The organism is Pantoea sp. X-Soil-ISGK-275, from assembly GCF_059730795.1.
Map to the genome: position 1 here is coordinate 3,269,708 of NZ_AP035976.1, position 24,032 is coordinate 3,293,739.

At 54.3% G+C, this 24,032-nt stretch carries 25 protein-coding genes; 4 read left to right on the forward strand and 21 right to left on the reverse strand.

All coding sequences use genetic code 11. The features are described 5' to 3' along the window. Positions 1-48 precede the first annotated feature (48 nt). The 4 genes from AC6I8A_RS15270 to tam all read right to left on the reverse strand — a co-directional run bounded on the left by AC6I8A_RS15270 (position 49) and on the right by tam (position 3,216). Positions 49-504, reverse strand: a complete 456-nt coding sequence (locus AC6I8A_RS15270; RefSeq protein WP_256697204.1) for a regulatory protein RecX — start codon at positions 502-504, stop codon at positions 49-51. 175 nt (positions 505-679) lie between these two features. Then, positions 680-1,750, reverse strand: coding sequence for a recombinase RecA (gene recA, locus AC6I8A_RS15275; protein WP_008104515.1), 1,071 nt, complete (start codon positions 1,748-1,750; stop codon positions 680-682). A 92-nt stretch (positions 1,751-1,842) separates the two neighbouring features. Further along, positions 1,843-2,337: a nicotinamide-nucleotide amidase gene (gene pncC, locus AC6I8A_RS15280; RefSeq protein WP_497818734.1), complete on the reverse strand. Its 495-nt coding sequence runs from the start codon at positions 2,335-2,337 to the stop codon at positions 1,843-1,845. A gap of 102 nt (positions 2,338-2,439) precedes the next feature. Further along, on the reverse strand, positions 2,440-3,216 hold the full coding sequence (tam, locus tag AC6I8A_RS15285) for a trans-aconitate 2-methyltransferase (protein ID WP_497818735.1): 777 nt from the start codon (positions 3,214-3,216) through the stop codon (positions 2,440-2,442). Positions 3,217-3,382: 166 nt separating this feature from the next. Between tam and AC6I8A_RS15290 the strand changes: the two genes are divergently transcribed. Beyond that, positions 3,383-4,270 carry a dihydrodipicolinate synthase family protein gene (locus AC6I8A_RS15290; RefSeq protein ID WP_479489262.1) on the forward strand — a complete coding sequence of 296 codons (888 nt, stop codon included), beginning with the start codon at positions 3,383-3,385 and terminating at the stop codon, positions 4,268-4,270. Between the two features lie 32 nt (positions 4,271-4,302). Here the strand turns inward: AC6I8A_RS15290 and AC6I8A_RS15295 are convergent, their stop codons facing one another. Together AC6I8A_RS15295 and mltB are read right to left on the reverse strand one after the other, a co-directional pair. Beyond that, positions 4,303-4,638, reverse strand: coding sequence for a zinc ribbon domain-containing protein YjdM (locus AC6I8A_RS15295; RefSeq protein ID WP_256697208.1), 336 nt, complete (start codon positions 4,636-4,638; stop codon positions 4,303-4,305). An 85-nt stretch (positions 4,639-4,723) separates the two neighbouring features. Continuing rightward, on the reverse strand, positions 4,724-5,806 hold the full coding sequence (mltB, locus tag AC6I8A_RS15300) for a lytic murein transglycosylase B (protein ID WP_154192294.1): 1,083 nt from the start codon (positions 5,804-5,806) through the stop codon (positions 4,724-4,726). Between the two features lie 366 nt (positions 5,807-6,172). On the opposite strand from mltB, the gene mutS reads away from it, so the two are divergent. Beyond that, entirely contained in the window at positions 6,173-8,716 is a 2,544-nt protein-coding gene (gene mutS, locus AC6I8A_RS15305) for a DNA mismatch repair protein MutS (protein WP_293791824.1), read from the forward strand. A gap of 108 nt (positions 8,717-8,824) precedes the next feature. Here mutS and AC6I8A_RS15310 read toward each other — a convergent pair whose 3' ends face one another. From AC6I8A_RS15310 to cysG, 15 genes are all read right to left on the reverse strand, one after another. After that, complete coding sequence (locus AC6I8A_RS15310; protein WP_479489261.1) at positions 8,825-9,571, reverse strand: GolD/DthD family dehydrogenase; 747 nt, start codon at positions 9,569-9,571, stop codon at positions 8,825-8,827. 26 nt (positions 9,572-9,597) lie between these two features. Next, positions 9,598-10,905, reverse strand: a complete 1,308-nt coding sequence (locus AC6I8A_RS15315) for an MFS transporter (protein ID WP_436333202.1) — start codon at positions 10,903-10,905, stop codon at positions 9,598-9,600. A gap of 369 nt (positions 10,906-11,274) precedes the next feature. Beyond that, positions 11,275-12,273, reverse strand: a complete 999-nt coding sequence (gene rpoS / locus AC6I8A_RS15320; protein ID WP_007893257.1) for an RNA polymerase sigma factor RpoS — start codon at positions 12,271-12,273, stop codon at positions 11,275-11,277. A gap of 48 nt (positions 12,274-12,321) precedes the next feature. After that, a complete protein-coding gene (gene nlpD / locus AC6I8A_RS15325) occupies positions 12,322-13,437 on the reverse strand; it encodes a murein hydrolase activator NlpD (protein WP_256697212.1) in 1,116 nt (371 codons plus the stop codon). Between the two features lie 172 nt (positions 13,438-13,609). Continuing rightward, positions 13,610-14,236, reverse strand: a complete 627-nt coding sequence (locus AC6I8A_RS15330; RefSeq protein ID WP_008104533.1) for a protein-L-isoaspartate(D-aspartate) O-methyltransferase — start codon at positions 14,234-14,236, stop codon at positions 13,610-13,612. After that, the gene (gene surE, locus AC6I8A_RS15335; protein ID WP_497818736.1) at positions 14,230-14,991 is read right to left on the reverse strand and encodes a 5'/3'-nucleotidase SurE; all 762 of its coding nucleotides are present in this window, start codon (positions 14,989-14,991) and stop codon (positions 14,230-14,232) included. Before surE ends, AC6I8A_RS15330 begins: the two co-directional genes overlap by 7 nt. Further along, the gene (gene truD / locus AC6I8A_RS15340) at positions 14,972-16,015 is read right to left on the reverse strand and encodes a tRNA pseudouridine(13) synthase TruD (RefSeq protein WP_479489260.1); all 1,044 of its coding nucleotides are present in this window, start codon (positions 16,013-16,015) and stop codon (positions 14,972-14,974) included. The genes surE and truD overlap by 20 nt, the downstream gene beginning before the upstream one ends. Beyond that, positions 16,012-16,494 (reverse strand): 2-C-methyl-D-erythritol 2,4-cyclodiphosphate synthase, encoded by a 483-nt coding sequence (gene ispF, locus AC6I8A_RS15345; RefSeq protein ID WP_061719965.1) that lies wholly within the window; start codon positions 16,492-16,494, stop codon positions 16,012-16,014. Before ispF ends, truD begins: the two co-directional genes overlap by 4 nt. Then, positions 16,494-17,210 (reverse strand): 2-C-methyl-D-erythritol 4-phosphate cytidylyltransferase, encoded by a 717-nt coding sequence (gene ispD / locus AC6I8A_RS15350; RefSeq protein ID WP_061719932.1) that lies wholly within the window; start codon positions 17,208-17,210, stop codon positions 16,494-16,496. The genes ispF and ispD overlap by 1 nt, the downstream gene beginning before the upstream one ends. A gap of 3 nt (positions 17,211-17,213) precedes the next feature. Next, positions 17,214-17,531 carry a cell division protein FtsB gene (gene ftsB, locus AC6I8A_RS15355; RefSeq protein ID WP_007893240.1) on the reverse strand — a complete coding sequence of 106 codons (318 nt, stop codon included), beginning with the start codon at positions 17,529-17,531 and terminating at the stop codon, positions 17,214-17,216. Positions 17,532-17,702: 171 nt separating this feature from the next. Then, the gene (locus AC6I8A_RS15360; protein WP_008104547.1) at positions 17,703-18,023 is read right to left on the reverse strand and encodes a DUF3561 family protein; all 321 of its coding nucleotides are present in this window, start codon (positions 18,021-18,023) and stop codon (positions 17,703-17,705) included. Positions 18,024-18,078: 55 nt separating this feature from the next. Beyond that, positions 18,079-18,684, reverse strand: a complete 606-nt coding sequence (gene cysC, locus AC6I8A_RS15365) for an adenylyl-sulfate kinase (protein WP_008104549.1) — start codon at positions 18,682-18,684, stop codon at positions 18,079-18,081. Then, positions 18,684-20,111, reverse strand: a complete 1,428-nt coding sequence (cysN, locus tag AC6I8A_RS15370) for a sulfate adenylyltransferase subunit CysN (protein WP_497818737.1) — start codon at positions 20,109-20,111, stop codon at positions 18,684-18,686. The genes cysC and cysN overlap by 1 nt, the downstream gene beginning before the upstream one ends. A gap of 10 nt (positions 20,112-20,121) precedes the next feature. After that, the gene (gene cysD / locus AC6I8A_RS15375) at positions 20,122-21,030 is read right to left on the reverse strand and encodes a sulfate adenylyltransferase subunit CysD (protein ID WP_007893231.1); all 909 of its coding nucleotides are present in this window, start codon (positions 21,028-21,030) and stop codon (positions 20,122-20,124) included. Positions 21,031-21,039: 9 nt separating this feature from the next. Continuing rightward, on the reverse strand, positions 21,040-22,455 hold the full coding sequence (cysG, locus tag AC6I8A_RS15380) for a siroheme synthase CysG (RefSeq protein WP_256697218.1): 1,416 nt from the start codon (positions 22,453-22,455) through the stop codon (positions 21,040-21,042). Positions 22,456-22,703: 248 nt separating this feature from the next. On the opposite strand from cysG, the gene AC6I8A_RS15385 reads away from it, so the two are divergent. Both AC6I8A_RS15385 and AC6I8A_RS15390 read left to right on the forward strand, forming a co-directional pair. Beyond that, positions 22,704-23,729 carry an aminopeptidase gene (locus tag AC6I8A_RS15385; protein ID WP_265299395.1) on the forward strand — a complete coding sequence of 342 codons (1,026 nt, stop codon included), beginning with the start codon at positions 22,704-22,706 and terminating at the stop codon, positions 23,727-23,729. A 9-nt stretch (positions 23,730-23,738) separates the two neighbouring features. Further along, a complete protein-coding gene (locus AC6I8A_RS15390) occupies positions 23,739-24,023 on the forward strand; it encodes a YciI family protein (protein WP_265299393.1) in 285 nt (94 codons plus the stop codon). Positions 24,024-24,032: the final 9 nt, after the last annotated feature.

Here is a 24,032-nt window from a genome sequence, read left to right on the forward strand (position 1 = left end):
GGGAATAAGATAAATTTTCTTCAGTGGGAAGTAAAATCACATCGCCTTTCAGTCGTCACTATTTCTGAAAACAGCCTGAATATCTTCCATCATAAAGCCTTTCGACATCAAAAAACGCTGAACCTTGCTTTTCTCGGTCCAGGTTTGCGGTAAGGGTTCGCCAAATTTGCGTTTGGCAAGGTCGGCTGCGCACTGGCTCCAGTCCACCTCGGTATCGAACAGCGCCTGATTGATCTCATCGCGGCCAATGCCCTTTTGCTGCAACTCCATACGCACACGCTGTGGACCATATCCCTTACGTGCACGGCTTTGAATAAAGCGTTCGGTAAAGCGCTCATCGTTGAGCCAACCGCTCTCCTGACACCAGTCGAGCACTTTTTCCAGTAACTCATCGGGAATCGGCGTGTTTTCCTGCTGCTGCAGATAGGCCGCACGTTGGGAAGAGAGCTGCAACTTACGCTTCAGCTCTTCGCGACTGTGATCGCGCTGCGAGAGGATACGCATAGCACGGTCCAGCAAACGGGAATATGTTGGCACAGGTGCCGCAGATGGTGACGATGACATAGGATCAACCTTGTTCTAACAGTCGTGCAGGGACGCAGGGTAAAGCAAGAAGGCAGAGAGGAAAAGCACTGGCGGGGAAAAGCAAAACGGGAGCATCTCTGCTCCCATTAATATTTTAGAAATCTTCGTTGGTTTCGCTGGCTTCTTCGCGATCATCAGCGGAGATTTTCGCGGTGTCTGCGGCGGCGACCTCACCACTTAGCAGCAAGTCACGCAGCTTCTTGTCGATCTCATTCGCAATCGCTGGGTTCTCTTTAAGGAAGTTGGTGGAGTTAGCTTTACCCTGACCAATCTTCTCACCGTTGTAGCTGTACCACGCACCGGCTTTCTCAACCAGCTTGTGCTTCACGCCAAGATCCACCAGCTCGCCGAAGGTGTTGATACCTTCGCCATACATGATTTGGAATTCAGCTTGCTTAAACGGTGCCGCAATTTTGTTCTTCACGACTTTCACGCGGGTTTCGCTACCTACCACTTCGTCGCCCTCTTTAATCGCACCGATACGGCGGATATCCAGACGAACAGAAGCGTAAAATTTCAGCGCGTTACCGCCGGTTGTGGTTTCCGGGTTACCGAACATCACACCAATCTTCATACGAATCTGGTTGATGAAGATCAGCAGCGTGTTGGACTGCTTCAGGTTACCCGCCAGCTTACGCATTGCCTGGCTCATCATACGGGCGGCCAGACCCATGTGTGAATCGCCGATCTCGCCTTCGATTTCCGCTTTCGGCGTCAGCGCCGCCACGGAGTCGACGATGATGACGTCAACTGCGCCTGAACGCGCCAGTGCATCACAAATTTCCAGCGCTTGCTCACCGGTATCCGGCTGTGAACACAGCAGGTTATCGATATCCACGCCCAGTTTTTTTGCGTATACCGGATCCAGTGCGTGCTCGGCATCGATAAAGGCACAGGTTTTGCCTTTGCGCTGTGCAGAAGCAATAACCTGCAGCGTTAGCGTGGTTTTACCCGAAGACTCCGGTCCGTAAATCTCAACGATACGTCCCATCGGCAAGCCACCCGCGCCCAGCGCGATATCCAGTGACAGTGAGCCGGTAGAGATGGTTTCGACATCCATTGAGCGGTCTTCACCCAAGCGCATGATGGAGCCTTTACCAAATTGCTTCTCAATCTGGCCCAGTGCGGCAGCTAAAGCCTTCTGTTTGTTCTCGTCGATCGCCATTTCCACTCCTAATCATGCTGGGTGAGTCGACATCAAGTATGTCGCTCGTTCTGTTGCCGCTAATTATACTGTATGGTCATACAGTATCAAGTTTAATTTATCAGAAATTCATCAAGCAGCGTTTGCAGCGCCCAGACCACTGATTGACGGCGCACCGCATCACGGTCGCCAGCAAAGATCTGGCGCTGCGCTAATACGCGCCCCTCTGGTCCCGCAATCGCAAACCAGACGGTGCCCACCGGTTTATCGGGCGTGCCACCATCTGGACCGGCAATACCGCTTACCGCGATGGCATATTCTGCCGCCGCTGCTTTAGCCGCACCGGTCGCCATCTCACGCACCGTCTGTTCACTCACGGCGCCATGCTGCTGCAGCGTTGTGTCCTGTACGCCCACCATCTGCTGCTTGGCTTCATTGCTGTAAGTGACGAAACCGCGCTCAAACCAGGCGGAGCTGCCGTTGATATCGGTAAAGACTTTCGCAATCCAGCCACCGGTGCAGGATTCCGCTGCGGTCACCGTTGCCTGACGTTTCTTCAACTGCTCGCCAATACGGCGACTTAGCTGCTGTAACTGTTCATCGTTCATCGCCTTCTCCCGTTGTGGCGCTTCACGTTAGCAGTAAATAGTGCGCTGAAAAGCCCTTTTCAACCTTCAGCCATCATTTCTGCGTACTGGCTTCCAGATACCTCAGCTTATTTTCACTGCAACCATAAACAGACGCGGGAAGGCCAACAAAACCTGGCCGTTGCTGCGTACGGGGTAAGCCGGAATGAGTGCCTGGTGATAATCATGGAGAAATGCTGCCTGCTGGGTATCATCAAGCCCCGCAAGGAAAGGACGCAGCCCGGTGGCACGCAACCAGGTAATGATGCCCTGCGCATCTGCCATCGGGTGATAATAAGTGGTGCGCCAGATATCAACGTTGCAACCCGCGTCGGTCAATAAATCGTAATAATGATCGGTAGTTAGCAGACGTTTGCGATCCGCCGCCTGAGGTGAAATCAGCGTCTGCCACTTTTCATTCGCCGCCACTTCACGCATCAAGCGGTGCGACGGTTCTTCAAGGTTATCGGGCATTTGAATCGCTAACGCGCCACCGATGGCCAATTGATCAACCAGATGTGGCAGCAAGGTGTGATGCTCGGTCAACCACTGCAGCGAGGCATTGGCATAGATGACCTGCTGCGGCTGTTCGGCCTGCCAGCGACGAATATCGGCCAGTTGAAAGTGGCAGGCGGGAAGACGTTCACGTGCCTGTTCTAACATTGCGGCAGAGCTATCAATGCCGGTTATCTGCGCCTTCGGCCAGGCTTGTGCCAGTAGCTCGGTGCTGTTGCCGGGTCCGCAACCAAGATCAGTGGCAAAGCGCACATCACTGAGCGGAATGCGCTCCAATAGCTCACGCGCCGGGCGGGTTCGCTCTGATTCGAATTGGCGATACAGCTGTGGATTCCAGTCTTGCATGGCAATGCTCCTGTCTTGGCTGAGGGGCTAAACACTACCTGCTTTTCTCGCCTTAATAGAAAGAGAAAAGTGCGATATCTCACCTTTTTATCCTCGCTAACTGGTTAGCCTGCGCAGATAGCATTAAGTTAAAACGATGTTTCATTTTTTAACCAAGGAGCTTGTTATGTCTGCACAACCCGCATTGCCCGGCGTATGGTGTCCGTCAGTAACGCCCTTCGACAGCAACAATAATCTGGATATTGATGCGCTTAGCCGCCATTTTTCGCGCCTGAATCAATCAGGCATTGATACCTTGCTGTTGATGGGCAGCATTGGCGAGTTTGCCTCGCTCTCTCAGCAGGAGCGCCTGTTGCTGATCCGCGAGGCGCGCCAACTCTCGCCACTGAGCATGGTGGCAAACGTCTCCAGCACCTGTATTGCGGATATGCTGCAACTGGCGGATGCAGCCTGGCAGAACGGATTTGATGCTGTGATGGTGCTGCCTCCTTACTATTACGGGCAGACACATAAACAGCTGCTGAGCTATTTCAAAGCGCTGGACACACAGCTGGGCGGCAAATGGTTCGCCTACAATTTCCCCGCGCGCACCGGCTGCGATTTAACGCCTGCGCTGGTCGCAGAACTGGCGTCGGAGTTACCCAACTTTATTGGCATCAAAGACACCATGGATTGTTTGTCGCACAACCGCGCAATGATTGAAGAAACGAAGAAAGTGCGTAGCGATTTCACCGTACTTTCCGGCTATGACGAATATCTGCTACCCAATCTGCTGGCTGGCGGTTCAGGTGTGATTTCCGGCTTGAACAATATTGTACCGGAGCTGTTTGCCCGTGCGATGCAGGCCTGGCGGGCGGGCGATTTAGCGCAGCTCAGTGAGATTCAGCAACGCATTGGTAAACTGATGGCGATTTACACCATTGGCGATGATTTTGTTACCACCATAAAAACGGCCGTTGCACGCCGATTTGATTCAATGCGCAGCTACTCGCGCAATTATGGTGGCGAGCTAACAGCGGAACAGTGCGAGGAGGTGGATCGGTTGCTGAATTGAAACAAGCAGGACGGCGCCGAGCCGTCCTGTGATTAGTTCTTTTTGACGAACTCAGATTTGAGTTTCATCTGACCAAAGCCATCAATCTTGCAATCAATGTTGTGATCGCCTTCCACCAGGCGAATACTTTTGACTTTGGTACCAATTTTCAGCGTAGAAGAGCTGCCTTTAACCTTGAGATCTTTAACCACAGTTACGCTGTCGCCATCCGCTAGCAGGTTGCCGTTGGCATCGCGCACCACCAAGCCGTCAACTGCATCATCGGCGTTTGCCGTCCAGATGTGGCCGCAAGATGGGCAATTCAGGTTCTCGCCATCTTGCCAGGTGTAATCGGCCTGGCATACAGGACAGGCAGGTAAGGTACTCATAAGCGCTCCTCAGAAGTCGGATGCGGTGAAGATGGCACCGCAAAAGGGGCGCCATCTTAAACCCTCACACTTTATATGGACAGCATTAAAACATGCCGCCCTGACGTGCTTTAGCCACGGCTTCACCCAACTGCCACACCGCCATTGCATAGTGGGTGCTGTGGTTGTAGCGCGTAATGGCGTAGAAGTTGGGCAGGCCGTACCAATATTGATAACTGGTGCCGAGATCCAAACGCAGCAAGCTTACCTGAGAGTTACCATCCAGCGATCCCTGTGGCGTTAAACCACTCGCGGCTAAGGTGCTTACCGGGTACTTGGTTTTAAAGCCATTCTCCAACGCTGGAGCCTGACCGCTGGCTGGCACCGCAACGTTTTCACCCGCACGCCAGCCGTGTTCTTTAAAGTAGTTGGCTACGCTGCCAATCGCATCAACCGGATCCCAAAGGTTGATATGACCATCGCCATTAAAATCGACCGCATATTGCTTATATGAGGATGGCATGAACTGTCCATACCCCATCGCACCGGCAAAGGAGCCGCGCAGATCCAGCGGATCGTCTTGCTCTGTGCGCGCCATCAGCAGGAAGGTCTCCAGCTCACCACTGAAGTAAGCTGCACGACGCGGGTAGCTAAATGACAAGGTTGCCAGTGCATCCAGCAAGCGCGTTTTGCCCATTACCCTGCCCCAGCGCGTTTCAACGCCGATAATGCCAACAATGATTTCCGGCGGCACACCGTAAACCTGCTGCGCACGCTGTAGCGCATCCTGATACTGATTCCAGAATGCCACGCCATTCTGCACGTTATCCGGCGTAATAAACTTATTGCGATAACGAATCCATGCACCGTTTGGTCCGGTTGGCGGCGTATAGCTCGGCGCTTGCTGGTCCATCAGGCGCAGTACGTAATCCAGACGCTTCGCCTGGCCAATCACCGCGTGCAGCTGCTCACGGTTAAAACCGTGTTTTGCCACCATTTGATCAATAAATTGTTCAGCGGCAGGGTTACCCGCAAAATCGCCAAACATCGGTTGAACCGCGTGCGAAGGTTCCAGCAAAAAACCGCCTTTAGGTGCAGGCACAACGGCGGGCTGCTGATGGGATGCAGGCTTACTGCTGCAGGCAGCAAGCAAAGTAATAAGCGGAAGAAGAGCAACCTTAAAACGCATTGGATATCCATAAGCCAGGTGAAACCGTAAGCACTCATGGTAATCGTTCATCGGAGTGACATACAGAGCAATATCTTAAAATTTAACCGTTTCCCGCCTGTTTCAGCCGGTTACAACGTGAATTTGCGAAACGGCTCCACACTTTACCTTTTTCATTAAATTTTGCTGTTTACCGTTTGCAGCAATTTGTTATGGTCGGCAGCCATAAAGCCCTGCTGGCGGATGAAGGTCCGGTGGCAAAAATGGTAATATCCCGCTTTCGTTATCCGTCCACACGATAACGACACTTCCGGGCTGCATTGACCCAGCCTCAGGTAATTAAAAGAATGAACGTTGAGTGAGAATGAGATGAAAGGAGCAGAGCAAATGGACTTTAGTGGCCATACGCCGATGATGCAGCAATACCTGCGCCTGAAGGCCGATCATCCTGACATCCTGCTGTTTTACCGCATGGGCGATTTCTACGAGCTGTTTTACGATGATGCGAAACGCGCTTCACAGCTATTAGAGATCTCCCTGACCAAACGCGGCGCTTCTGCCGGTGAACCGATCCCGATGGCGGGCGTGCCTTACCATGCGGTTGAAGGCTATCTGGCGAAACTGGTCCAGCTCGGCGAATCGGTGGCGATCTGTGAACAGATTGGCGATCCGGCCTTGAGCAAAGGCCCGGTTGAGCGAAAAGTGGTGCGTATCGTTACACCCGGCACCATCAGCGATGAAGCCCTGCTGCAAGAGCGCCAGGATAACTTGCTCGCCGCTATCTTCCAGAGCCAACGTGGTTTTGGTTATGCAACGCTGGACATCAGTTCTGGCCGCTTCCGCCTGAGTGAACCCGGCGATGTGGAGACGATGGCAGCAGAACTGCAGCGCACCAATCCGGCTGAACTACTCTATCCCGAAGATTTCCAGGCCATGACATTGATCGATCAACGCCGTGGCCTGCGTCGCCGTCCGCTGTGGGAATATGAAATCGATACGGCGCGCCAGCAGCTGAACCTGCAATTTGGCACCCGCGACTTAAGTGGTTTTGGCGTTGAGCAGGCGCATCTGGCGCTACGCGCTGCAGGATGCCTGCTGCAATATGTCAAAGACACGCAACGTACTTCGCTGCCGCATATTCGCTCGCTGAGCATGGAGCGCCAGCAGGATAGCGTGATCATGGATGCTGCTACGCGCCGCAACCTGGAAATTACGCAGAATCTGGCTGGCGGCATTGAAAACACGCTGGCGGCGATCCTGGATAAAACCGTTACGCCAATGGGCAGCCGTATGCTGAAACGCTGGCTGCATATGCCGCTGCGTGATGTCACGACCATCGCGCGTCGTCAGGAGTCTATTGCCGAACTGCAATCGCTCAGTCAGGAACTGCAGCCGATACTGCGTCAGGTGGGCGATCTTGAGCGTATTCTGGCGCGACTGGCACTGCGCACCGCGCGCCCACGCGATTTGGCACGTATGCGACATGCCTTCCAGCAGTTGCCAGAGTTGAACCAGCAACTGGAAGGCGTTGAAGCTACCCAATTAATTCATCTGCGCTCTCAGATGGGTGAATTTAACGAACTGCGTGAGTTGCTGGAACAGGCAATAATTGAATCGCCGCCGGTGCTGGTACGTGACGGTGGCGTGATCGCTCCGGGATACAACGCTGAGCTCGACGAATGGCGTGCGCTGGCCGATGGCGCCACCGATTATCTTGATCGTCTGGAAATCCGTGAACGCGAGAAACTGGGTCTGGATACGCTGAAAGTTGGCTTTAACGCGATTCATGGCTACTACATTCAGGTCAGCCGTGGTCAAAGCCATCTGGTGCCGATTCACTATGTTCGTCGCCAGACGCTGAAGAATGCTGAACGCTATATCATTCCTGAACTGAAAGAGTATGAAGACAAGGTTCTGACGTCGAAAGGTAAAGCGCTGGCGCTGGAAAAAGGCCTTTACGATGAACTCTTTGACCGCCTGCTACCGCATCTTGAAGCCCTGCAAACCAGTGCGGCTGCACTCTCTGAACTGGACGTGTTAGCGAACCTGGCCGAACGCGCCTGGACACTGAACTATTGCCGTCCGGTGCTGCAAGAAAAAGCGGGCATCCGTATTACTGCGGGCCGCCATCCGGTGGTCGAACAAGTATTGAAAGAGCCGTTTATCGCTAACCCGCTGTCACTCTCACCGCAGCGTCGCATGCTAATCATCACCGGCCCCAATATGGGCGGTAAAAGTACCTACATGCGTCAGACGGCGTTGATCGCACTAATGGCGTGGATTGGCAGCTATGTGCCAGCAGAAGAGACGGTCATCGGCCCGATTGATCGCATCTTTACGCGCGTTGGTGCCGCTGATGATCTGGCTTCAGGACGCTCAACCTTTATGGTGGAGATGACGGAAACTGCCAACATCCTGCATAACGCCACCGAAAACAGTCTGGTACTGATGGATGAGATCGGGCGTGGCACCTCAACTTATGATGGTTTGTCGCTGGCATGGGCCTGCGCTGAAAGTCTGGCGAACCGCATTAAAGCCATGACGCTGTTCGCCACCCACTATTTCGAACTGACCACGCTGCCAGAAAAAATGGAAGGCGTCGTGAATGTGCATTTGGATGCGGTCGAACACGGCGACACCATCGCCTTTATGCACAGCGTGCAGGATGGCGCTGCGAGCAAAAGTTATGGTCTCGCGGTGGCGGCGCTGGCGGGCGTGCCGAAGGAAGTGATTAAGCGCGCACGTAACAAACTGAAGGAGCTGGAAGCGTTATCTGGCAGCTCTGCCGCATCCACGGTGGAAGGTTCGCAAATGCAGTTGCTGGTGGCGGAAACCTCACCGGCGGTTGATGCTCTTGAGGCGCTGGACCCAGACAGCTTAACGCCGAAGCAAGCGCTGGAATGGATCTATCGCTTGAAAACGCTGGTGTAGTTATTCGCCCGCCCAGAAGCAACGTTCTGTGCGGGCTATTTTTTCTGTCAGACAATTCCCTGGTGTTAAGCAATATCAGCAGGCTCATCCCAATCAACTCGCCCCGCTTTAAATCACGCTATATCCCCCATCAATCACTAAATTCTCACCATTGACCATGGCCGCTTCATTGCTGCTGAGATACAGCACTGTGCTCGCGACTTCGTCTGGCGTGGCAAAACGTCGCGAAGGAATTTTTGATTTCATCTGCTCGGCTCGCTCCCCATGCCAGTAACGCTTACCTAATTCCGTCTCAACTACCGTAGGTGAAATGGCATTGGCGGTAATGCCAAACGGCCCCAACTCTGCTGCCAACACGCGCGTAAAAGAAACCATGCCTGATTTGCTGGTGCAGTATGCCGCGTGCTCATTGAGCGCAATGACGCTGGCCTGTGAGGCGATATTAATAAAGCGGCCAAAACCTTGTGCCTTCATATAGCGGGCACAATGCTGAGCGAGGAAGAATGGCGCGGTCATGTTAATCAACATCGTGGTATTCCAGCTGGCGAGTTGCACTTCGCCGACGGCTTCCAGCATGCCAATACCGGCGTTATTGACCAGAATATCGATACGGCCAAAATCCTGATGGATTTGCTCTACCAGCTCGCCAAGCGCCTCGACGTTAGCCAGATCGAAAACGTAACCTCGCGCAGGATTGTCCATCTCGTTGGCAACCGATTTGACCTCTTCTGCGCGATCAACCATCGCGACTTGCGCGCCCGCAGAACTTAAACAGCGAGCAATAGCGTAGCCAATTCCCGATGCGGCGCCGGTGACAATGGCGACTTTATTTTGCAGTGAAAATAGTGTTGTCATGTTGCTATCCTTTTCATTGAGGGTATTTATTCGGATTCGGTAGCTGTTGTCTTCAATGGTACGTTACGCTCTAACTTTGGTTGGGGATTACGAATAAAGAATGTCATCACGCCGCCGGCAAAATAGAGCAGAGAGAAAGTAATAATCACGTGCTTGATTTCAAATGACAGACCGAACATCAGTGCAGCAACCGCCGGGCCAATCAGATTGCCGAAACCACCGCCCAGATTTTGTACCGAGACAGCCGCGCCTTTATGTTGCGGCGCCAGCATCGGGAATATCGCTCCCATCGGCACAAAGGAAGTGAGTGTTAAAGCTAATAACAGCGCGCAGACGATGGCCAACGCCAGATTGCCAGGGAAAAGCGAGGGTAAATAATAGAAAGCGGCAGTGGTAATCGTGCATCCGAAGAAGCCAAACCAGCGCATTTGAAAAATCCAGCCAATGCGATCGCCAATAATGCCCCAAAGTACATTGGTTAAAGGTTGCACGAGGAAAAACACGCCCCAGATAGTCGCCCACTCTTTAGTAGAAAAACCTAATTCACGGGTAAAATAAATCGGCATAAACACCGGCAAACCAAATAATGCCACATTACATAAGATGCGCGTTATCAGTGCAAAGAACATACTGCGATCTTCAAAGATTAAGGTTATTCCACGTGATATTTCACGTAATTTTTCTTTGCGGCTAACGCCTTCACTATTTAGATTTTCTTCACTCTGATTTTTAACCGTAAGGAATATAATCATGCCACCCACCGCAGCAAACAGCAGTGAAAGCCAAAGCGTATTAATGAAGCCAATTTCAGGTACCAGAAGGCCAGAAAGGAAGGAAGCCGTGATGCCATAACCAATGGTAAACATCGACCATATCCAGCCGGTAGCAGAGGCAAGGCGATGCTCAGGCGTACGCTGCACCACTAATACGTAGAAGCCATAAAAGAACAACGGATAAGCGAAGCCACGCAACGTGTAACTGACCAGCATCCAGATAAAGTTATTTTCACTCACGCCAAAGTAAACAAATACGGCATGTAGCACCATCCACCAAATAGCGCCGGTGAGCATGATTTTCTTAGGACCATAAATTTCACTGACCGCGCCAGAAAGCCAACTTGAGACCGCAGCAGTTAATGCATAAACGGTGAAAACTAATGAAACTTGTTTTTCTCCATAGCCGAGATCGTAGAGATATCGTGAAAGATGAGCCAACTCAATGCCATCACCGGTCATGAAGATGGCCATCGCAATATATCCCCAAAGTAGAGATATTGGCATTCCGAAAACCACTCTGGAGTAGGGTGACTTTGTACTGCTGCTTTGCACACTCATTGTTCTTCTCACTCCCTTTTAACTATTCATTACCTGAATATCCTGGTGATACAGCGAGCAAGAAAATGGCATAGCATCGAGCTAAAAACTTTTATGGGAGTGACACAAATAAAGAAATAATGGCAATATCGCAAAGAAAGTCGTGCGCAGCATTACAATTTATTAAATGAGAGCAAGATAAAAAACGCATTTATTAGATGTATAATTAACAACTACTGGTTTTAATTTACGCTTATTTAGGTGAGGATTTAAGTGATAACGTTACAAGCTTTTATTTCGATTAAGTAAAGAAGCCCTGTTTTTATATTTTATACCAATAAAAAAAGCGGTGGTTTTCACCACCGCTTCTTGTGTTACCCACGTATTCTGTTATTCACGAAACAGTGCTTCGATGTTCAAACCTTGTGTCTGCAGAATCTCACGCAGACGACGCAATCCTTCCACCTGAATCTGACGTACGCGTTCACGGGTCAACCCGATTTCACGACCTACATCTTCCAGCGTTGCCGCTTCATAGCCTAACAGGCCGAAACGACGTGCCAGCACTTCACGCTGCTTGGCATTCAGTTCAAACAACCACTTGACGATGCTCTGTTTCATATCATCGTCTTGCGTGGTGTCTTCCGGACCGTTGTCTTTCTCATCGGCCAGGATATCCAGCAGCGCTTTTTCGGAATCGCCACCCAAAGGTGTGTCGACCGAGGTAATGCGCTCATTGAGACGCAGCATACGGCTCACGTCATCAACAGGCTTGTCTAGCTGTTCGGCAATCTCTTCAGCACTTGGCTCATGATCAAGCTTGTGCGAAAGTTCACGCGCGGTACGCAGGTAAACATTCAACTCTTTAACGATGTGGATGGGCAGACGGATGGTACGGGTTTGATTCATAATCGCCCGTTCAATTGTCTGACGAATCCACCACGTGGCGTAAGTTGAGAAACGGAACCCACGTTCTGGGTCAAACTTCTCTACGGCGCGAATCAAGCCGAGATTACCCTCTTCAATCAGATCCAGCAGCGCCAGACCACGATTGCTGTAACGACGGGCAATCTTTACTACCAAGCGTAAGTTACTTTCAATCATGCGGCGACGAGAAGGAATGTCACCCCGCAGTGCACGGCGCGCAAAGAAGACTTCTTCTTCTGCCGTCAGCAGCGGTGAATAACCAATCTCGCCGAGGTAAAGCTGCGTCGCATCCAAAACGCGTTGCGTCGCACCCTGTGACAACAGCTCTTCTTCCGCTACGTCGTTGTTATCACCAGGTTCGTTCTCAACGAGAGCCTTCTCATCAAAAACCTCAGCTCCGTTGTTTTCCTCGAATTCCGCATCTTCATGTAAATCGTTAACTTTCAGCGTATTCTGGTTCATTAGCGGCTCCTACCCGTGATCCAAGGGCAGAACCAAGGTTCTGCCGGATTATCGCTGCGGTAAATAACGCAACGGGTTTACGGATTTCCCCTTGTAACGAATTTCAAAGTGCAATCGTACTGAACTGGTACCGGTGCTACCCATAGTAGCGATTTTTTGCCCCGCCTTAACTTCCTGTTGTTCCCGGACCAGCATAGAGTCGTTGTGGGCGTAGGCGCTCAGGTAGTCATCATTGTGTTTGATGATGATTAAATTACCGTACCCACGGAGCGCGTTGCCTGCGTACACCACTCTTCCCGAAGCTGTGGCGACAACAGGTTGTCCACGCGAACCGGCGATATCGATACCTTTATTTCCGCCTTCCGCAGCGGAGAAGTTATCGATGATCTTCCCATCAGTCGGCCAACGCCAGCTTCCCACTGGAGTTGTGCTATTAGTCGTGCTGCTGACTGTAGGTGGTGCGACAACCGGAGCTGTGGTCGTTGCCACATTATTTGCTCCTTTCGACGGCAGCAATTTGCTACCCGACGAATTACCCGAATCATCAGAATACGTAATAACAGGTTGCTGTGCAACAGGGGTGGATTTAATTTGCGTCTGGCTCGGGGTAACTGGCACGCCGCCCTGAGTTGCATCAGCTACGGTGATAGCGTTTCCACCGGTGATGGTTTGGCCGTTGCCGTTGCCCACCTGCAGCGTTTGCCCGGCATTCAAGCCATACGGGGCTGCGATGTTGTTACGCTGTGCCAAATCGCGGAAATCGTTGCCGGTAATCCAGGCAATATAGAACAAGGTATCGCCACGCTTTACGGTATAGGTTTCACCGCCGTAACTACCTTTAGGAATATTCCCATAATTGCGATTGTACACAATGCGACCATTTTCTGTGGCCACATTGTTATTGTCACTTACCATTCCACCTGACGGTTGCGCCGATGGTGTGCCGCCACTTAACATTCCGCCACGCGGCATCGCAGGCACAGCGCTGTTTTGCGAAGAGATCATGCCGCCACTTGGGGCTGAAGCTATACCGCTATCGCCGCTGTTACCACCAATCTGGCTAATGGGTGCCTGTGTATTATCGCCAGAACTACAGCCCGCCAGCCAAAAACCTACCAAAGAAAGTGCCGCCAAACGGCGTAATTGAAATGCTGTGCTTCCCATGCTCACTGATCCCCCGTGATGGCAACCCTGAATATAAATGTGTAACGGCGTTAACCGCATTATCCACTGCGCGTAACGTTAAAAACGGTTTTTAGCATTGATAAACAAGGATAGTAACAATATCAACTGCGCCGTGCCATGTAACAGTTGTGAAGAATTGCGTAAGGATGGCTCAGGCCAGATCGCCCTGAACCAACGGCACAAAGCGTACGGGCTCGATGATTTCTTCAATTAATTCATCGCCCTGACGACGCAAACGCTTTAACACCTGCTGATCCTCACCAACCGGCAGCACCATTTTGCCGCCGTCACCTAATTGCGCTATCAGCAAAGTCGGAATTTCAGGCGGCGCGGCGGTCACGATAATGGCATCAAACGGGCCACGCGTCGCCCAGCCCTGCCAGCCATCACCATGTCGGGTAGAGATATTGTGCAGATCGAGTTGCTTGAGGCGGCGCTTAGCCTGCCACTGCAAGCCCTTGATGCGTTCGACGGAATAAACATGATTAACCAGATGCGCCAGAATAGCGGTCTGATAGCCAGAACCGGTGCCGATTTCCAGCACGCGCGATTCCGGCGTGAGCTCTAACAAGGCGGTCATGCGCGCCACCATGTAAGGCTGAGAGATAGTCTGGCCGTTGCCAATGGGCAGCGCGACGTTTTCCCAGGCTTTATGTTCAAACGCCTCATCGATAAAACGCTCACGCGGCACATCGGCAATGGCTTTCAGCAGGTGTTCATCATGAATGCCCTGCGCGCGCAGTTGCTCCAAAAGCGTTTCGATGCGGCGATTCACCATGCGAGTTTTACCTCTGCCTGGATCAGCCAGTCACTTAAAACCTCTTGTGCTGCATGCGCGGTCAAATCCACATGCAACGCGGTCAGCGAAACATAGCCCGCATCCACCGCAGCGAAATCGGTATCCGGACCAGCATCCAGTTTTTGCCCCGGCGGGCCAATCCAGTAAAGCGGTTGGCCGCGCGGATCTTCGGTGCAGATAACCTGATCGGCGGGATGACGACTGCCGCAGCGGGTAACGCGGAAACCTTTGATCTCCGCTAACGGCAAATCCGGCACGTTGATATTGAGAATGCGGCCAGTACGCAGCGGAGCTCGCGATAGCGCGCGTAACAGCGTACAGGTGATGGATGCGGCGGTGTCGTAATGCTGATGTCCGTTGAGCGAGACGGCGAGTGCAGGCAAGCCCAGATGGCGCCCTTCCATCGCCGCAGCGACGGTACCGGAGTAAATCACATCGTCGCCAAGATTTGGACCGGCATTGATGCCGGACACCACGATGTCGGGACGCGGCGGCATCAGCTTGTTGACGCCGAGGAACACGCAGTCAGTCGGCGTGCCCATCTGCACCGCGATATCACCATTTTCGTGCGTAAAAGTACGCAGCGGCGTTTCCAGCGTTAACGAATTTGATGCGCCGCTACGATTGCGATCGGGCGCGACAACCTGCACCTCGGCAAACTCACGTAAAGCACGCGCCAGCGTCTGAATACCCGGCGCATGAATTCCATCATCGTTACTCAGCAATATCCGCATCGTTACCTTCTTGTTGGAGAAGCTCACGCACCACGCTGGTGGCAAAACTGCCGGCGGGCAGCCAGAATTGCATCTCCAGCGTCATATCGTCCCACCATTCCCAGCGCAGATCCTTTGGCACCACCAGCATTGCACGACGCGCGGCATCAACGCGCTCGCGCTCAAGCAGTGTAATCAATTCTTCTGCGCCTGCCAGGCTCTGTTGCTCAAAAAGCAGCGCGTCACCTTGTGGACCCGGATCGCCACGCCCCGGCAGCGGCGCAGTGATACGCAGTTGGTGATTATCAACGCGCTGCTGTACGTCAGGCAACTCTTCCGCCTGCGCCACAAACCAGCTGCCGCGTCCGGCCAGCTGCACCGCATCGCCCACCTGCACCACGTCCAGAGCGCCATCACGCTGCAAACGCGCGCTGGTCACCTGATTAAACAGATGGCTGCGGGTCGCTGACAACAGCAAACCTTTCATATTGCGATCGCGCGGACGGAATGTCTCCTTCGCCCACTGTTTCGCCTGCGTCAGGTTGTTGCCGCCGCGACCAAAGCGCTGCTCACCAAAGTAGTTCGGCACGCCGCGCTGTTGAATCTGCTGCAAACGTGCGTCGACTTCACGGCGATCGGAAATCTGACGCACCACTAAGCGGAACGCATTGCCCGCCAGCGCGCCGGTACGCAGTTTACGCTTGTGGCGAATTACCTGCAGGATCTCAACGCCTTCCAGCTGGAATCCCGCCAGATTCGGCATGCCATTGCCGGGCACACGGAAACAGAGCGTTTGCTCGGTGATCGCATGACGATCTTTCATGCCGGCATAGCTGAGATCGCGCACCGGTACGCCAAGAAATTTGGCAATGGCCTCGGCGACAAAGCGCGTATTGCAGCCAATTTTACGGATGCGCACCAGCAGCTGCTCGCCTTCGCCATCGTAGGGATAGCCGAGATCTTCAATCACCACAAAATCTTCGGGATTGGCTTTGATAACGCCGGTGGCTGCGGGCACGCCGTGCAGGTAATGCAGCTCACTCATGCCTGATCGGCCTTTATCAGTAGCGCCACCGCTTCACAGGCAATGCCTTCGCCACGGCCGGTAAAGCCCAGCTTTTCGGTGGTGGTGGCTTTAACGTTGACGTCGTCCATATGGCAACCGAGATCTTCGGCGATATTGACGCGCATCTGCGGCACATGCGGCAACATTTTCGGTGCCTGCGCAATGATGGTCACATCGACGTTACCGATGCGATAGCCTTTCAGCTGAATACGACGCCAGGCTTCACGCAGTAAACCGCGGCTGTCAGCGCCTTTAAACGCCGGATCGGTATCCGGGAATAACTTGCCGATATCGCCCATCGCTACCGCGCCGAGTAAAGCATCCGTCAACGCATGCAGCGCCACGTCACCATCAGAATGGGCAATAAAACCGTGTTCGAAGGGAATACGCACCCCGCCAATCACTAACGGACCTTCGCCGCCAAAAGCGTGAACGTCAAAACCGTGACCGATACGCATCATGCGCTCTCCTGTAACTGAATCTGGGTAAGGTAGAAGGCCGCCAGCGCCAGATCTTCTGGCCGCGTCACCTTAATATTGTCGCTACGTCCGCTCACCAACGCCGGGTGATAACCGCAATACTCCAGCGCCGACGCTTCATCGGTAATGGTAGCGCCTTCATGGAGTGCGCGCGTCAGGCAAGCGGTGAGCAGCTGATGCGGGAAAAATTGCGGCGTTAACGCGTGCCATAAATCCTCGCGTTCAACGGTGTGGGCAATGGCGGTTTTGCCGGGTTCGGCGCGCTTCATGGTGTCGCGCACCGGCGCGGCCAGAATCCCGCCAACCTTGCTGTATTCACGTACCGCTAACAGGCGCGCTAAATCGTCCGGATGCAGGCAAGGACGCGCGGCGTCATGCACCAGCACCCATTCGCTGTGTTGAATGGCGTTTAAACCCGCCAGCACTGATTCGGCGCGCGTGTCGCCACCGGTCACTCTGAGAATGCGGGAATCCTGCGCCAGTGGCAGTGAATCGAACCAGCCATCATCATTACTGACCGGCACAATTACCTGTTTTACCGCAGGATGTGCCAGCAGACGTGCGACGCTGTGTTCAAGAAGGGTGAATTGACCAATGGTCAGATACTGTTTTGGGCAGGCAGCCTGCATACGGCTGCCCACACCTGCGGCGGGCACCACGGCAATCACATCCGCAAGGATCGGGCGCTTGTTCATGGCTTATCGTTGTTGATTTTGCGCAGCTTGTTGCGCGTTACGTTTGTTCTGGTCTGGCACCAGACGATAGAAAGTCTCACCGGGCTTAATCATGCCCAGTTCATTACGTGCGCGTTCTTCGATCGCTTCCGAGCCGCCATTGAGATCGTCAATTTCGGCGAATAGCTGATCGTTACGCGCTTTAAGCTTGGCGTTATTCGCCTGTTGTGACGCGACGTCTTCGTTGACGCGCGTATAGTCATGAATACCGTTCTTACCCAGCCACAGGGAATATTGAAGCCATCCCAGCAGCACGAGTAGCAGTAACGTCAGTTTTCCCATCCCCGCCCCCTGAAAAACGGCCCAATCATCCCATAACTTGACGCTGGACTCCACAGCGGCGGCGAAAATGCCGCGCACGGGCGTTTAGCCGGACAAATAATGCCAGAGTAGGAGGCGAGACGGCAGGTAAAGTTTTGTAACCTGCCGATGCGTTTGCACATCAGCTGGGCGTTACCAACCGGAGAGAAATGAGAACAGCAGCCAGAACAGGCATATCACCACCATCGCCGTGGCGATACCGCTCCAGAACAAGTGGGTGCGGATCATCAGGCTGAGCACGATGCCAATCAGCACCGAAACCGGCAGCAGCGCGAGGAAAAATGGCCAGGTGTAGAGGAAGAAGAACAGCGTGTTGGAGCCGTAGAGCATGAACGGAATCGCCAGCGCGCACCAGTACGAGAGAAAGCCAAACACGCCGCCCGGCAGTGACGAGCGAGGCTCATCCGGGGTGCGTTCATCTTTACGGGCTAGCATGGGCGTTACGTTCTGCATAGAGATCCTGTTGACGCTAAGCGCGGCAAACCCAGAGGGATTTGCCGCTGTCGGTTCAGGATCTGATGATATCGCGGTGACGCAGCAGGTCTAACAATTGGCCGGCGAGTTTTGTAACCAATTGTTCGCCATCAAGGTGGATTTCCGGGGCGTCTGGCGCCTCGTAAACGCTATCGATACCGGTGAAATTACGCAGCTCACCGGCACGGGCTTTTTTGTATAAACCTTTGGGATCGCGCGCTTCGCACACCGCCAACGGCGTATCGACAAACACTTCGATGAACTGCCCTTCAGCCAGCAGATCGCGCACCATATTGCGTTCCGCGCGATGCGGCGAGATAAAGGCGGTCAACACCACTAAACCGGCATCGACCATCAGCTTCGCCACTTCGCCGACGCGGCGAATGTTCTCTTTACGATCGTCATCGCTGAAGCCGAGGTCTCGGCACAGGCCGTGACGCACGTTGTCGCCATCCAGCAGATAGGTATTCACCCCCGCCCGATGCAGCGCCTGCTCCAGCGCGCCGGCCACGGTAGATTTCCCCGAGCCGGACAGCCCGGTGAACCACAGCACCACGCCTTGATGGCCGTGCTGCTGTTCGCGCTCCTCGCGCGTTACCGGATGATCGTGCCACACCACGTTTTCATCGTGCTGCGCCATTACTTGCCACCCAGCAGATCGCGTGCGTTCCAGTGTGGGAAGTGACGACGTACCAGCGCGTTCAGTTCCAGCTCGAAATCGCTGAACTGGCCCGCTTGCGCACGCACATCGGTCAGCGGCTGATTGATCATGCCCGCGCCAACCGTCACGTTGCTCAGACGATCGATAAAGATCATGCCGCCGGTCACCGGATTCTGGCGATAAGCATCCAGCACCATCGGTTCGTCAAAGGTCAGTTCCACCAGGCCAATGCCGTTAAGCGGCAGGCTGTCCACCGTGCGCTTCTCCAGCGAGTTGATCTCCACTTGATGGATCACTTTCTCCACGCGCGCGCGGGTTTTCTTACCGGCGATCTTCACTTCGTAACTTTGGCCCGGCTGCAGTGGCTGTTCCGCCATCCACACCACGTCGACGTTGGCGGATTGCACCGCCTGCAGTTCAGCTTCCGCATCCACCAGCAGATCGCCACGGCTGATGTCGATCTCATCTTTCAGCACCAGCGTAATTGCTTCACCGGCACCCGCTTCAGGCAGGTCGCCATCAAAGGTGACGATGCGCGAAACGGTGGACTCCACGCCTGAAGGCAGCACTTTCACGCGTTGACCGACTTTCACCACGCCTGAAGCCAGCGTACCGGCATAACCACGGAAATCGAGATTCGGACGGTTGACATACTGCACCGGGAAACGCATCGGCTGATGATCCACCACGCGGTTCAGTTCAACGGTTTCTAATACGTCGAGCAGCGTTGGGCCGCTGTACCACGGCATGGTGACACTTGGCGTTGCCACGTTATCGCCTTCCAGCGCCGACATCGGCACAAAGCGAATATCGAGATCTTCCGGCAGCTGCGCGGCGAAATCGAGGTAATCCTGTTTGATCTGCTCAAAGGTCTCTTGCTTGTACTCGACCAGATCCATCTTGTTGATGGCGACCACCAGATGCTTGATGCCTAACAGCGTGGAGATAAAGCTGTGACGACGCGTCTGATCCAGCACGCCTTTACGCGCATCGATCAGCAGGATCGCCAAATCGCAGGTCGATGCACCGGTCGCCATGTTGCGGGTGTACTGCTCGTGTCCCGGTGTGTCGGCAATAATGAATTTGCGCTTTTCGGTCGAGAAGTAGCGATACGACACATCGATAGTGATGCCCTGCTCACGTTCGGCCTGCAAGCCATCAACCAGCAACGCCAGATCCAGCTTCTCGCCTTGGGTGCCGTGACGTTTGCTGTCGTTGTGCAGCGAGGAGAGCTGATCTTCATAAATTTGACGCGTGTCGTGCAGCAGGCGACCAATCAAGGTACTTTTGCCGTCGTCGACGCTACCGCAAGTCAGGAAACGCAGCAGGCTTTTGTGTTGTTGCGCGGTCAGCCAGGCTTCTACGCCGCCCTGATCGGCAATCTGTTGTGCAATAACGGTATTCATCTGCGTCTCCTTAGAAATAACCCTGACGTTTCTTCATTTCCATCGAACCGGCCTGGTCGCGGTCAATCACGCGGCCCTGGCGTTCACTGGTGGTGGAGACCAGCATCTCTTCAATAATTTCCGGCAGCGTCTGCGCCTCTGATTCCACCGCGCCGGTCAGCGGCCAGCAGCCAAGGGTACGGAAACGCACCATGCGCTGTTTGATCACTTCGCCTGGCTGCAGATCGATACGGTCGTCATCGATCATCATCAGCATGCCATCACGCTCCAGCACCGGACGCGGCGCGGCGAGATACAGCGGCACGATCTCGATATTCTCGAGGAAGATGTACTGCCAGATATCCAGTTCGGTCCAGTTGGAGAGCGGGAACACGCGGATGCTTTCGCCTTTGTTAATCTGGCCGTTGTAGTTGTGCCACAGCTCAGGACGCTGATTTTTCGGGTCCCAGCGGTGGAAGCGATCGCGGAAGGAGTAGATACGCTCTTTCGCGCGCGACTTCTCTTCATCACGACGCGCGCCGCCAAAGGCCGCATCAAAGCCGTATTTGTTCAGCGCCTGCTTCAGGCCTTCGGTTTTCATGATGTCGGTGTGTTTGGCGCTGCCGTGGACAAACGGGTTGATGCCCATCGCCACGCCTTCAGGGTTGCGATGCACCAGCAGCTCCGCGCCCATCGCTTTCACGGTGCGATCGCGGAACTCGTACATTTCACGGAATTTCCAGCCGGTATCAACATGCAGCAGCGGAAACGGCAGCGTGCCCGGATAGAAGGCTTTGCGCGCCAGATGCAGCATGACCGAGGAGTCTTTGCCGATGGAGTACATCATCACCGGATTGCTGAACTCGGCCGCCACCTCGCGGATGATATGGATACTCTCTGCCTCCAGCTGGCGCAGATGAGTAAGTCGATTTTGGTCCATAATTTTTCCTCAAGCCAAATTGACAACGGCGGACTCGCGAGCCCCCTGCTGTGCCGAATGTTGGAACCAGGCCAATTGCCCGTGCAAATTTACGACTTCGCCAATCACTAACAGTGCTGGCGTGGGCGCGGCGGCTGCCAGCGCTTCCAGTTGTTCTAAGGTTCCGGTCAGCACCTGCTGATCCTGACGCGTACCGCGCCCAATCACCGCCACCGGTGTGGAGGCCGCGCGGCCATGTTCGATAAGCCCGGCAGCGATTTCCGCCGCTTTCACCGTGCCCATGTAAATCGCTAAGGTTTGACGTGCGCGCGCCAGCGACGGCCAATCAATGCCGTCACCATCAGCGCGGCAGTGACCGGTAATAAACAGCACGCTCTGCGCGTGGTCGCGATGGGTCAGCGGAATACCGGCATAGGCGGTTGCGCCTGCCGCAGCGGTGATGCCCGGCACCACCTGGAACGGAATACCCGCCGCCTGCGCCGCCTGCAACTCTTCACCACCGCGGCCAAAGATAAACGGATCGCCGCCTTTTAGCCGCACCACGCGTTTGCCCTGTTTAGCCAGCGTCACCAGCATCTGATTAGTCTCTTCCTGCGGCACCGAATGCGCACCGGCGCGTTTACCGACGCAGATGCGGTCGGCATCGCGGCGAACTAATTCAAGCACTTCGTCGCTGACCAGATGGTCATACAGCACCACATCGGCCAGCTGCATCACCTGCAAGCCACGCAGCGTCAGCAAGCCGCTGTCGCCCGGACCCGCGCCCACCAGCGTGATTTCACCCTGATTGTCGTTATCGTTTTCCAGCTCGTGATCCAGCGTACGGCGCGCTTCATTGACGTTGCCCGCCGCCATTTGGCTGGCGAACCGACCATTAAAAGCGCGTTCCCAGAAACGACGCCGTTCAGACATGCGGTGATAGCGCTGTTTAACCTTGTCGCGCCACTGCCCAGCCACTTCCGCCATCTGTCCGAGATTGGCCGGCAGCAAGGCTTCAATTTTTTCACGCAGCAGACGCGCTAACACCGGCGCGGTGCCACTGGAGGAGATCGCCACCACCAGCGGAGAGCGATCGACAATCGACGGGAAGATAAAGCTGCATTTCGGCTGATCGTCCACCACGTTCACCAGCTTGTGGCGCGCGTTGGCAGCATCGAACACCTGCGCGTTGAGCGCGTTGTCATCGGTAGCGGCAATCACAAGGAACACGCCATCCAGCTGAGCCGGATCGAAGCTGTGGGCGATCCATTCAATCGCCTCAATTTCCAGCAGCGCCTGCAGCTCATGACCGAGTTCGCGCGCGGCGACCAGCACGCGCGCGCCGGCACGCCGCAGCAGTTCTATTTTGCGCGCAGCGATTTCGCCACCGCCGACAACCAGCACCGGACGGCTTTTGAGATCGGCAAAGAGAGGCAGATAATCCACGTTAACCTTGCTAGTTTTACAATAAGTTAACGCGACTATACGTCCCGCCCTTTGGACAGATGAAATTACGAATTGGAATGAGTAGTTACCGAATGGAATAACGACCCAGGATTGCTGATAACATTTTGTGCTTAACAAATGATATTGCTGGTGTTTCGGAGCAAATCAAATTGTGCAAGCGTCGTCACAGTTTCATACTATCCCGGAATTTTTTTAGCATCACTGGATGTCAGAAAAGGACTATCACTATGTTTGCCACTCTCCGCCGCTGCGTGCTGGCAGCACTGCTTGCGGGCGGTTTGCCTTTCTTGGCTCAGGCTGCGAGCACTTCCACCGCGCCGGGGCATTTTGCCGAACAGCAGTTACGCCATATCGCCACCTATTTCCCCGGCCGCATGAGCGGCAGTCCAGCCGAGTTGCTGACTGCCGATTATCTGCAGCAGCAGTTCAGCCAGCTGGGATATCAGAGTAATACCCGCCAGTTCAAAACCAGCTATAACTGGCTGGAGAAAAAGGGCGAGAGCCGCACGCACAAAGTCACGGCCACCTCGGTGATTGCCGCGCGTGCCGGTGAAGTGCCGCAGGAGATTCTGATCGTTACGCATCTGGATACCTGGACACCGCTCAGCCGCCATGAAGCCGATAACAATCTCGGCGGCCTGCGTTTGCAGGGCGTGGACGACAATGCCTCCGGGCTGGGCGTGATGCTGGAGTTGGCACAGGCGCTCAGCAAGACGCCGCTGCACTACGGCGTGCGCTTCGTGGCGCTGAGCGCCGGTGAAGCCGGTTTGCACGGCATGGATGATTATCTGGCGCGCATGAGCGTGCAGGAAAAGAAGAACACGCTGTTGGTGATCGATCTGAATAGCCTGATCGTTGGCGATCATCTCTATTTTAATAGCGGTATCAATACGCCATCGGCGGTACGCAAGCAGACCAGCGTGCGCGCCGTGCAGCTGGCGCAGCGTTACGGCATCTCCGCCGCCAGCCACGCGATGACCGCACGCGATTATCCCGGCGTCAATCCGTTCGATAAAGCTGGCATGCCATTGCTGGATGTCACCGCCGCCAACTGGGCGCTGGGCAACAAAGATGGGCAGCAACAGCGCGCGCGCTCCAGCCACTTCCCGGCAGGCAACGTGCGCCATCAAACCGAGCGCGATAACCTCAACTATCTCGATCACTGGCTGCCAGGCCGCATCACGCAACGCACGCGTGACAGCGTGAAGATTCTGCTGCCGCTGCTAACCGAGCTCGCTAATCCGACAACCTGAGGATTCACTATGTACGTGGTATATCTGAACTATTTTCGTCCGGTAGAAGAAGTGGAAGCGTTACTCGACCCACATGTTGCGTGGCTTAACCGCTACTTTGACAGCGGCGTATTTATTGCGGCGGGACGTAAAGATCCGCGCACCAGCGGCGTGCTGCTGGTGAAGGATATTGATCGTGCGCGGCTGGACACCATTCTGGCGGAAGATCCGTTTGTGGCAGTGGCGCATTACGAAGTGACGAAAGTGAATGTGACGCGTGCGGCGGAAGAGTTTGCGGTGTTAAAAGGGATTTGATTGTGCTGG

Coding starts and splice junctions, on each gene's coding strand:
- AC6I8A_RS15270 (WP_256697204.1), bottom strand. CDS start 504: ATGCGTATCCTCTCGCAGCGCGATCACAGTCGCGAAGAGCTGAAGCGT.
- recA (WP_008104515.1), bottom strand. CDS start 1,750: ATGGCGATCGACGAGAACAAACAGAAGGCTTTAGCTGCCGCACTGGGC.
- pncC (WP_497818734.1), bottom strand. CDS start 2,337: ATGAACGATGAACAGTTACAGCAGCTAAGTCGCCGTATTGGCGAGCAG.
- tam (WP_497818735.1), bottom strand. CDS start 3,216: ATGCAAGACTGGAATCCACAGCTGTATCGCCAATTCGAATCAGAGCGA.
- AC6I8A_RS15290 (WP_479489262.1), top strand. CDS start 3,383: ATGTCTGCACAACCCGCATTGCCCGGCGTATGGTGTCCGTCAGTAACG.
- AC6I8A_RS15295 (WP_256697208.1), bottom strand. CDS start 4,638: ATGAGTACCTTACCTGCCTGTCCTGTATGCCAGGCCGATTACACCTGG.
- mltB (WP_154192294.1), bottom strand. CDS start 5,806: ATGCGTTTTAAGGTTGCTCTTCTTCCGCTTATTACTTTGCTTGCTGCC.
- mutS (WP_293791824.1), top strand. CDS start 6,173: ATGGACTTTAGTGGCCATACGCCGATGATGCAGCAATACCTGCGCCTG.
- AC6I8A_RS15310 (WP_479489261.1), bottom strand. CDS start 9,571: ATGACAACACTATTTTCACTGCAAAATAAAGTCGCCATTGTCACCGGC.
- AC6I8A_RS15315 (WP_436333202.1), bottom strand. CDS start 10,905: ATGAGTGTGCAAAGCAGCAGTACAAAGTCACCCTACTCCAGAGTGGTT.
- rpoS (WP_007893257.1), bottom strand. CDS start 12,273: ATGAACCAGAATACGCTGAAAGTTAACGATTTACATGAAGATGCGGAA.
- nlpD (WP_256697212.1), bottom strand. CDS start 13,437: ATGGGAAGCACAGCATTTCAATTACGCCGTTTGGCGGCACTTTCTTTG.
- AC6I8A_RS15330 (WP_008104533.1), bottom strand. CDS start 14,236: ATGGTGAATCGCCGCATCGAAACGCTTTTGGAGCAACTGCGCGCGCAG.
- surE (WP_497818736.1), bottom strand. CDS start 14,991: ATGCGGATATTGCTGAGTAACGATGATGGAATTCATGCGCCGGGTATT.
- truD (WP_479489260.1), bottom strand. CDS start 16,015: ATGAGTGAGCTGCATTACCTGCACGGCGTGCCCGCAGCCACCGGCGTT.
- ispF (WP_061719965.1), bottom strand. CDS start 16,494: ATGCGTATCGGTCACGGTTTTGACGTTCACGCTTTTGGCGGCGAAGGT.
- ispD (WP_061719932.1), bottom strand. CDS start 17,210: ATGAACAAGCGCCCGATCCTTGCGGATGTGATTGCCGTGGTGCCCGCC.
- ftsB (WP_007893240.1), bottom strand. CDS start 17,531: ATGGGAAAACTGACGTTACTGCTACTCGTGCTGCTGGGATGGCTTCAA.
- AC6I8A_RS15360 (WP_008104547.1), bottom strand. CDS start 18,023: ATGCAGAACGTAACGCCCATGCTAGCCCGTAAAGATGAACGCACCCCG.
- cysC (WP_008104549.1), bottom strand. CDS start 18,684: ATGGCGCAGCACGATGAAAACGTGGTGTGGCACGATCATCCGGTAACG.
- cysN (WP_497818737.1), bottom strand. CDS start 20,111: ATGAATACCGTTATTGCACAACAGATTGCCGATCAGGGCGGCGTAGAA.
- cysD (WP_007893231.1), bottom strand. CDS start 21,030: ATGGACCAAAATCGACTTACTCATCTGCGCCAGCTGGAGGCAGAGAGT.
- AC6I8A_RS15385 (WP_265299395.1), top strand. CDS start 22,704: ATGTTTGCCACTCTCCGCCGCTGCGTGCTGGCAGCACTGCTTGCGGGC.
- AC6I8A_RS15390 (WP_265299393.1), top strand. CDS start 23,739: ATGTACGTGGTATATCTGAACTATTTTCGTCCGGTAGAAGAAGTGGAA.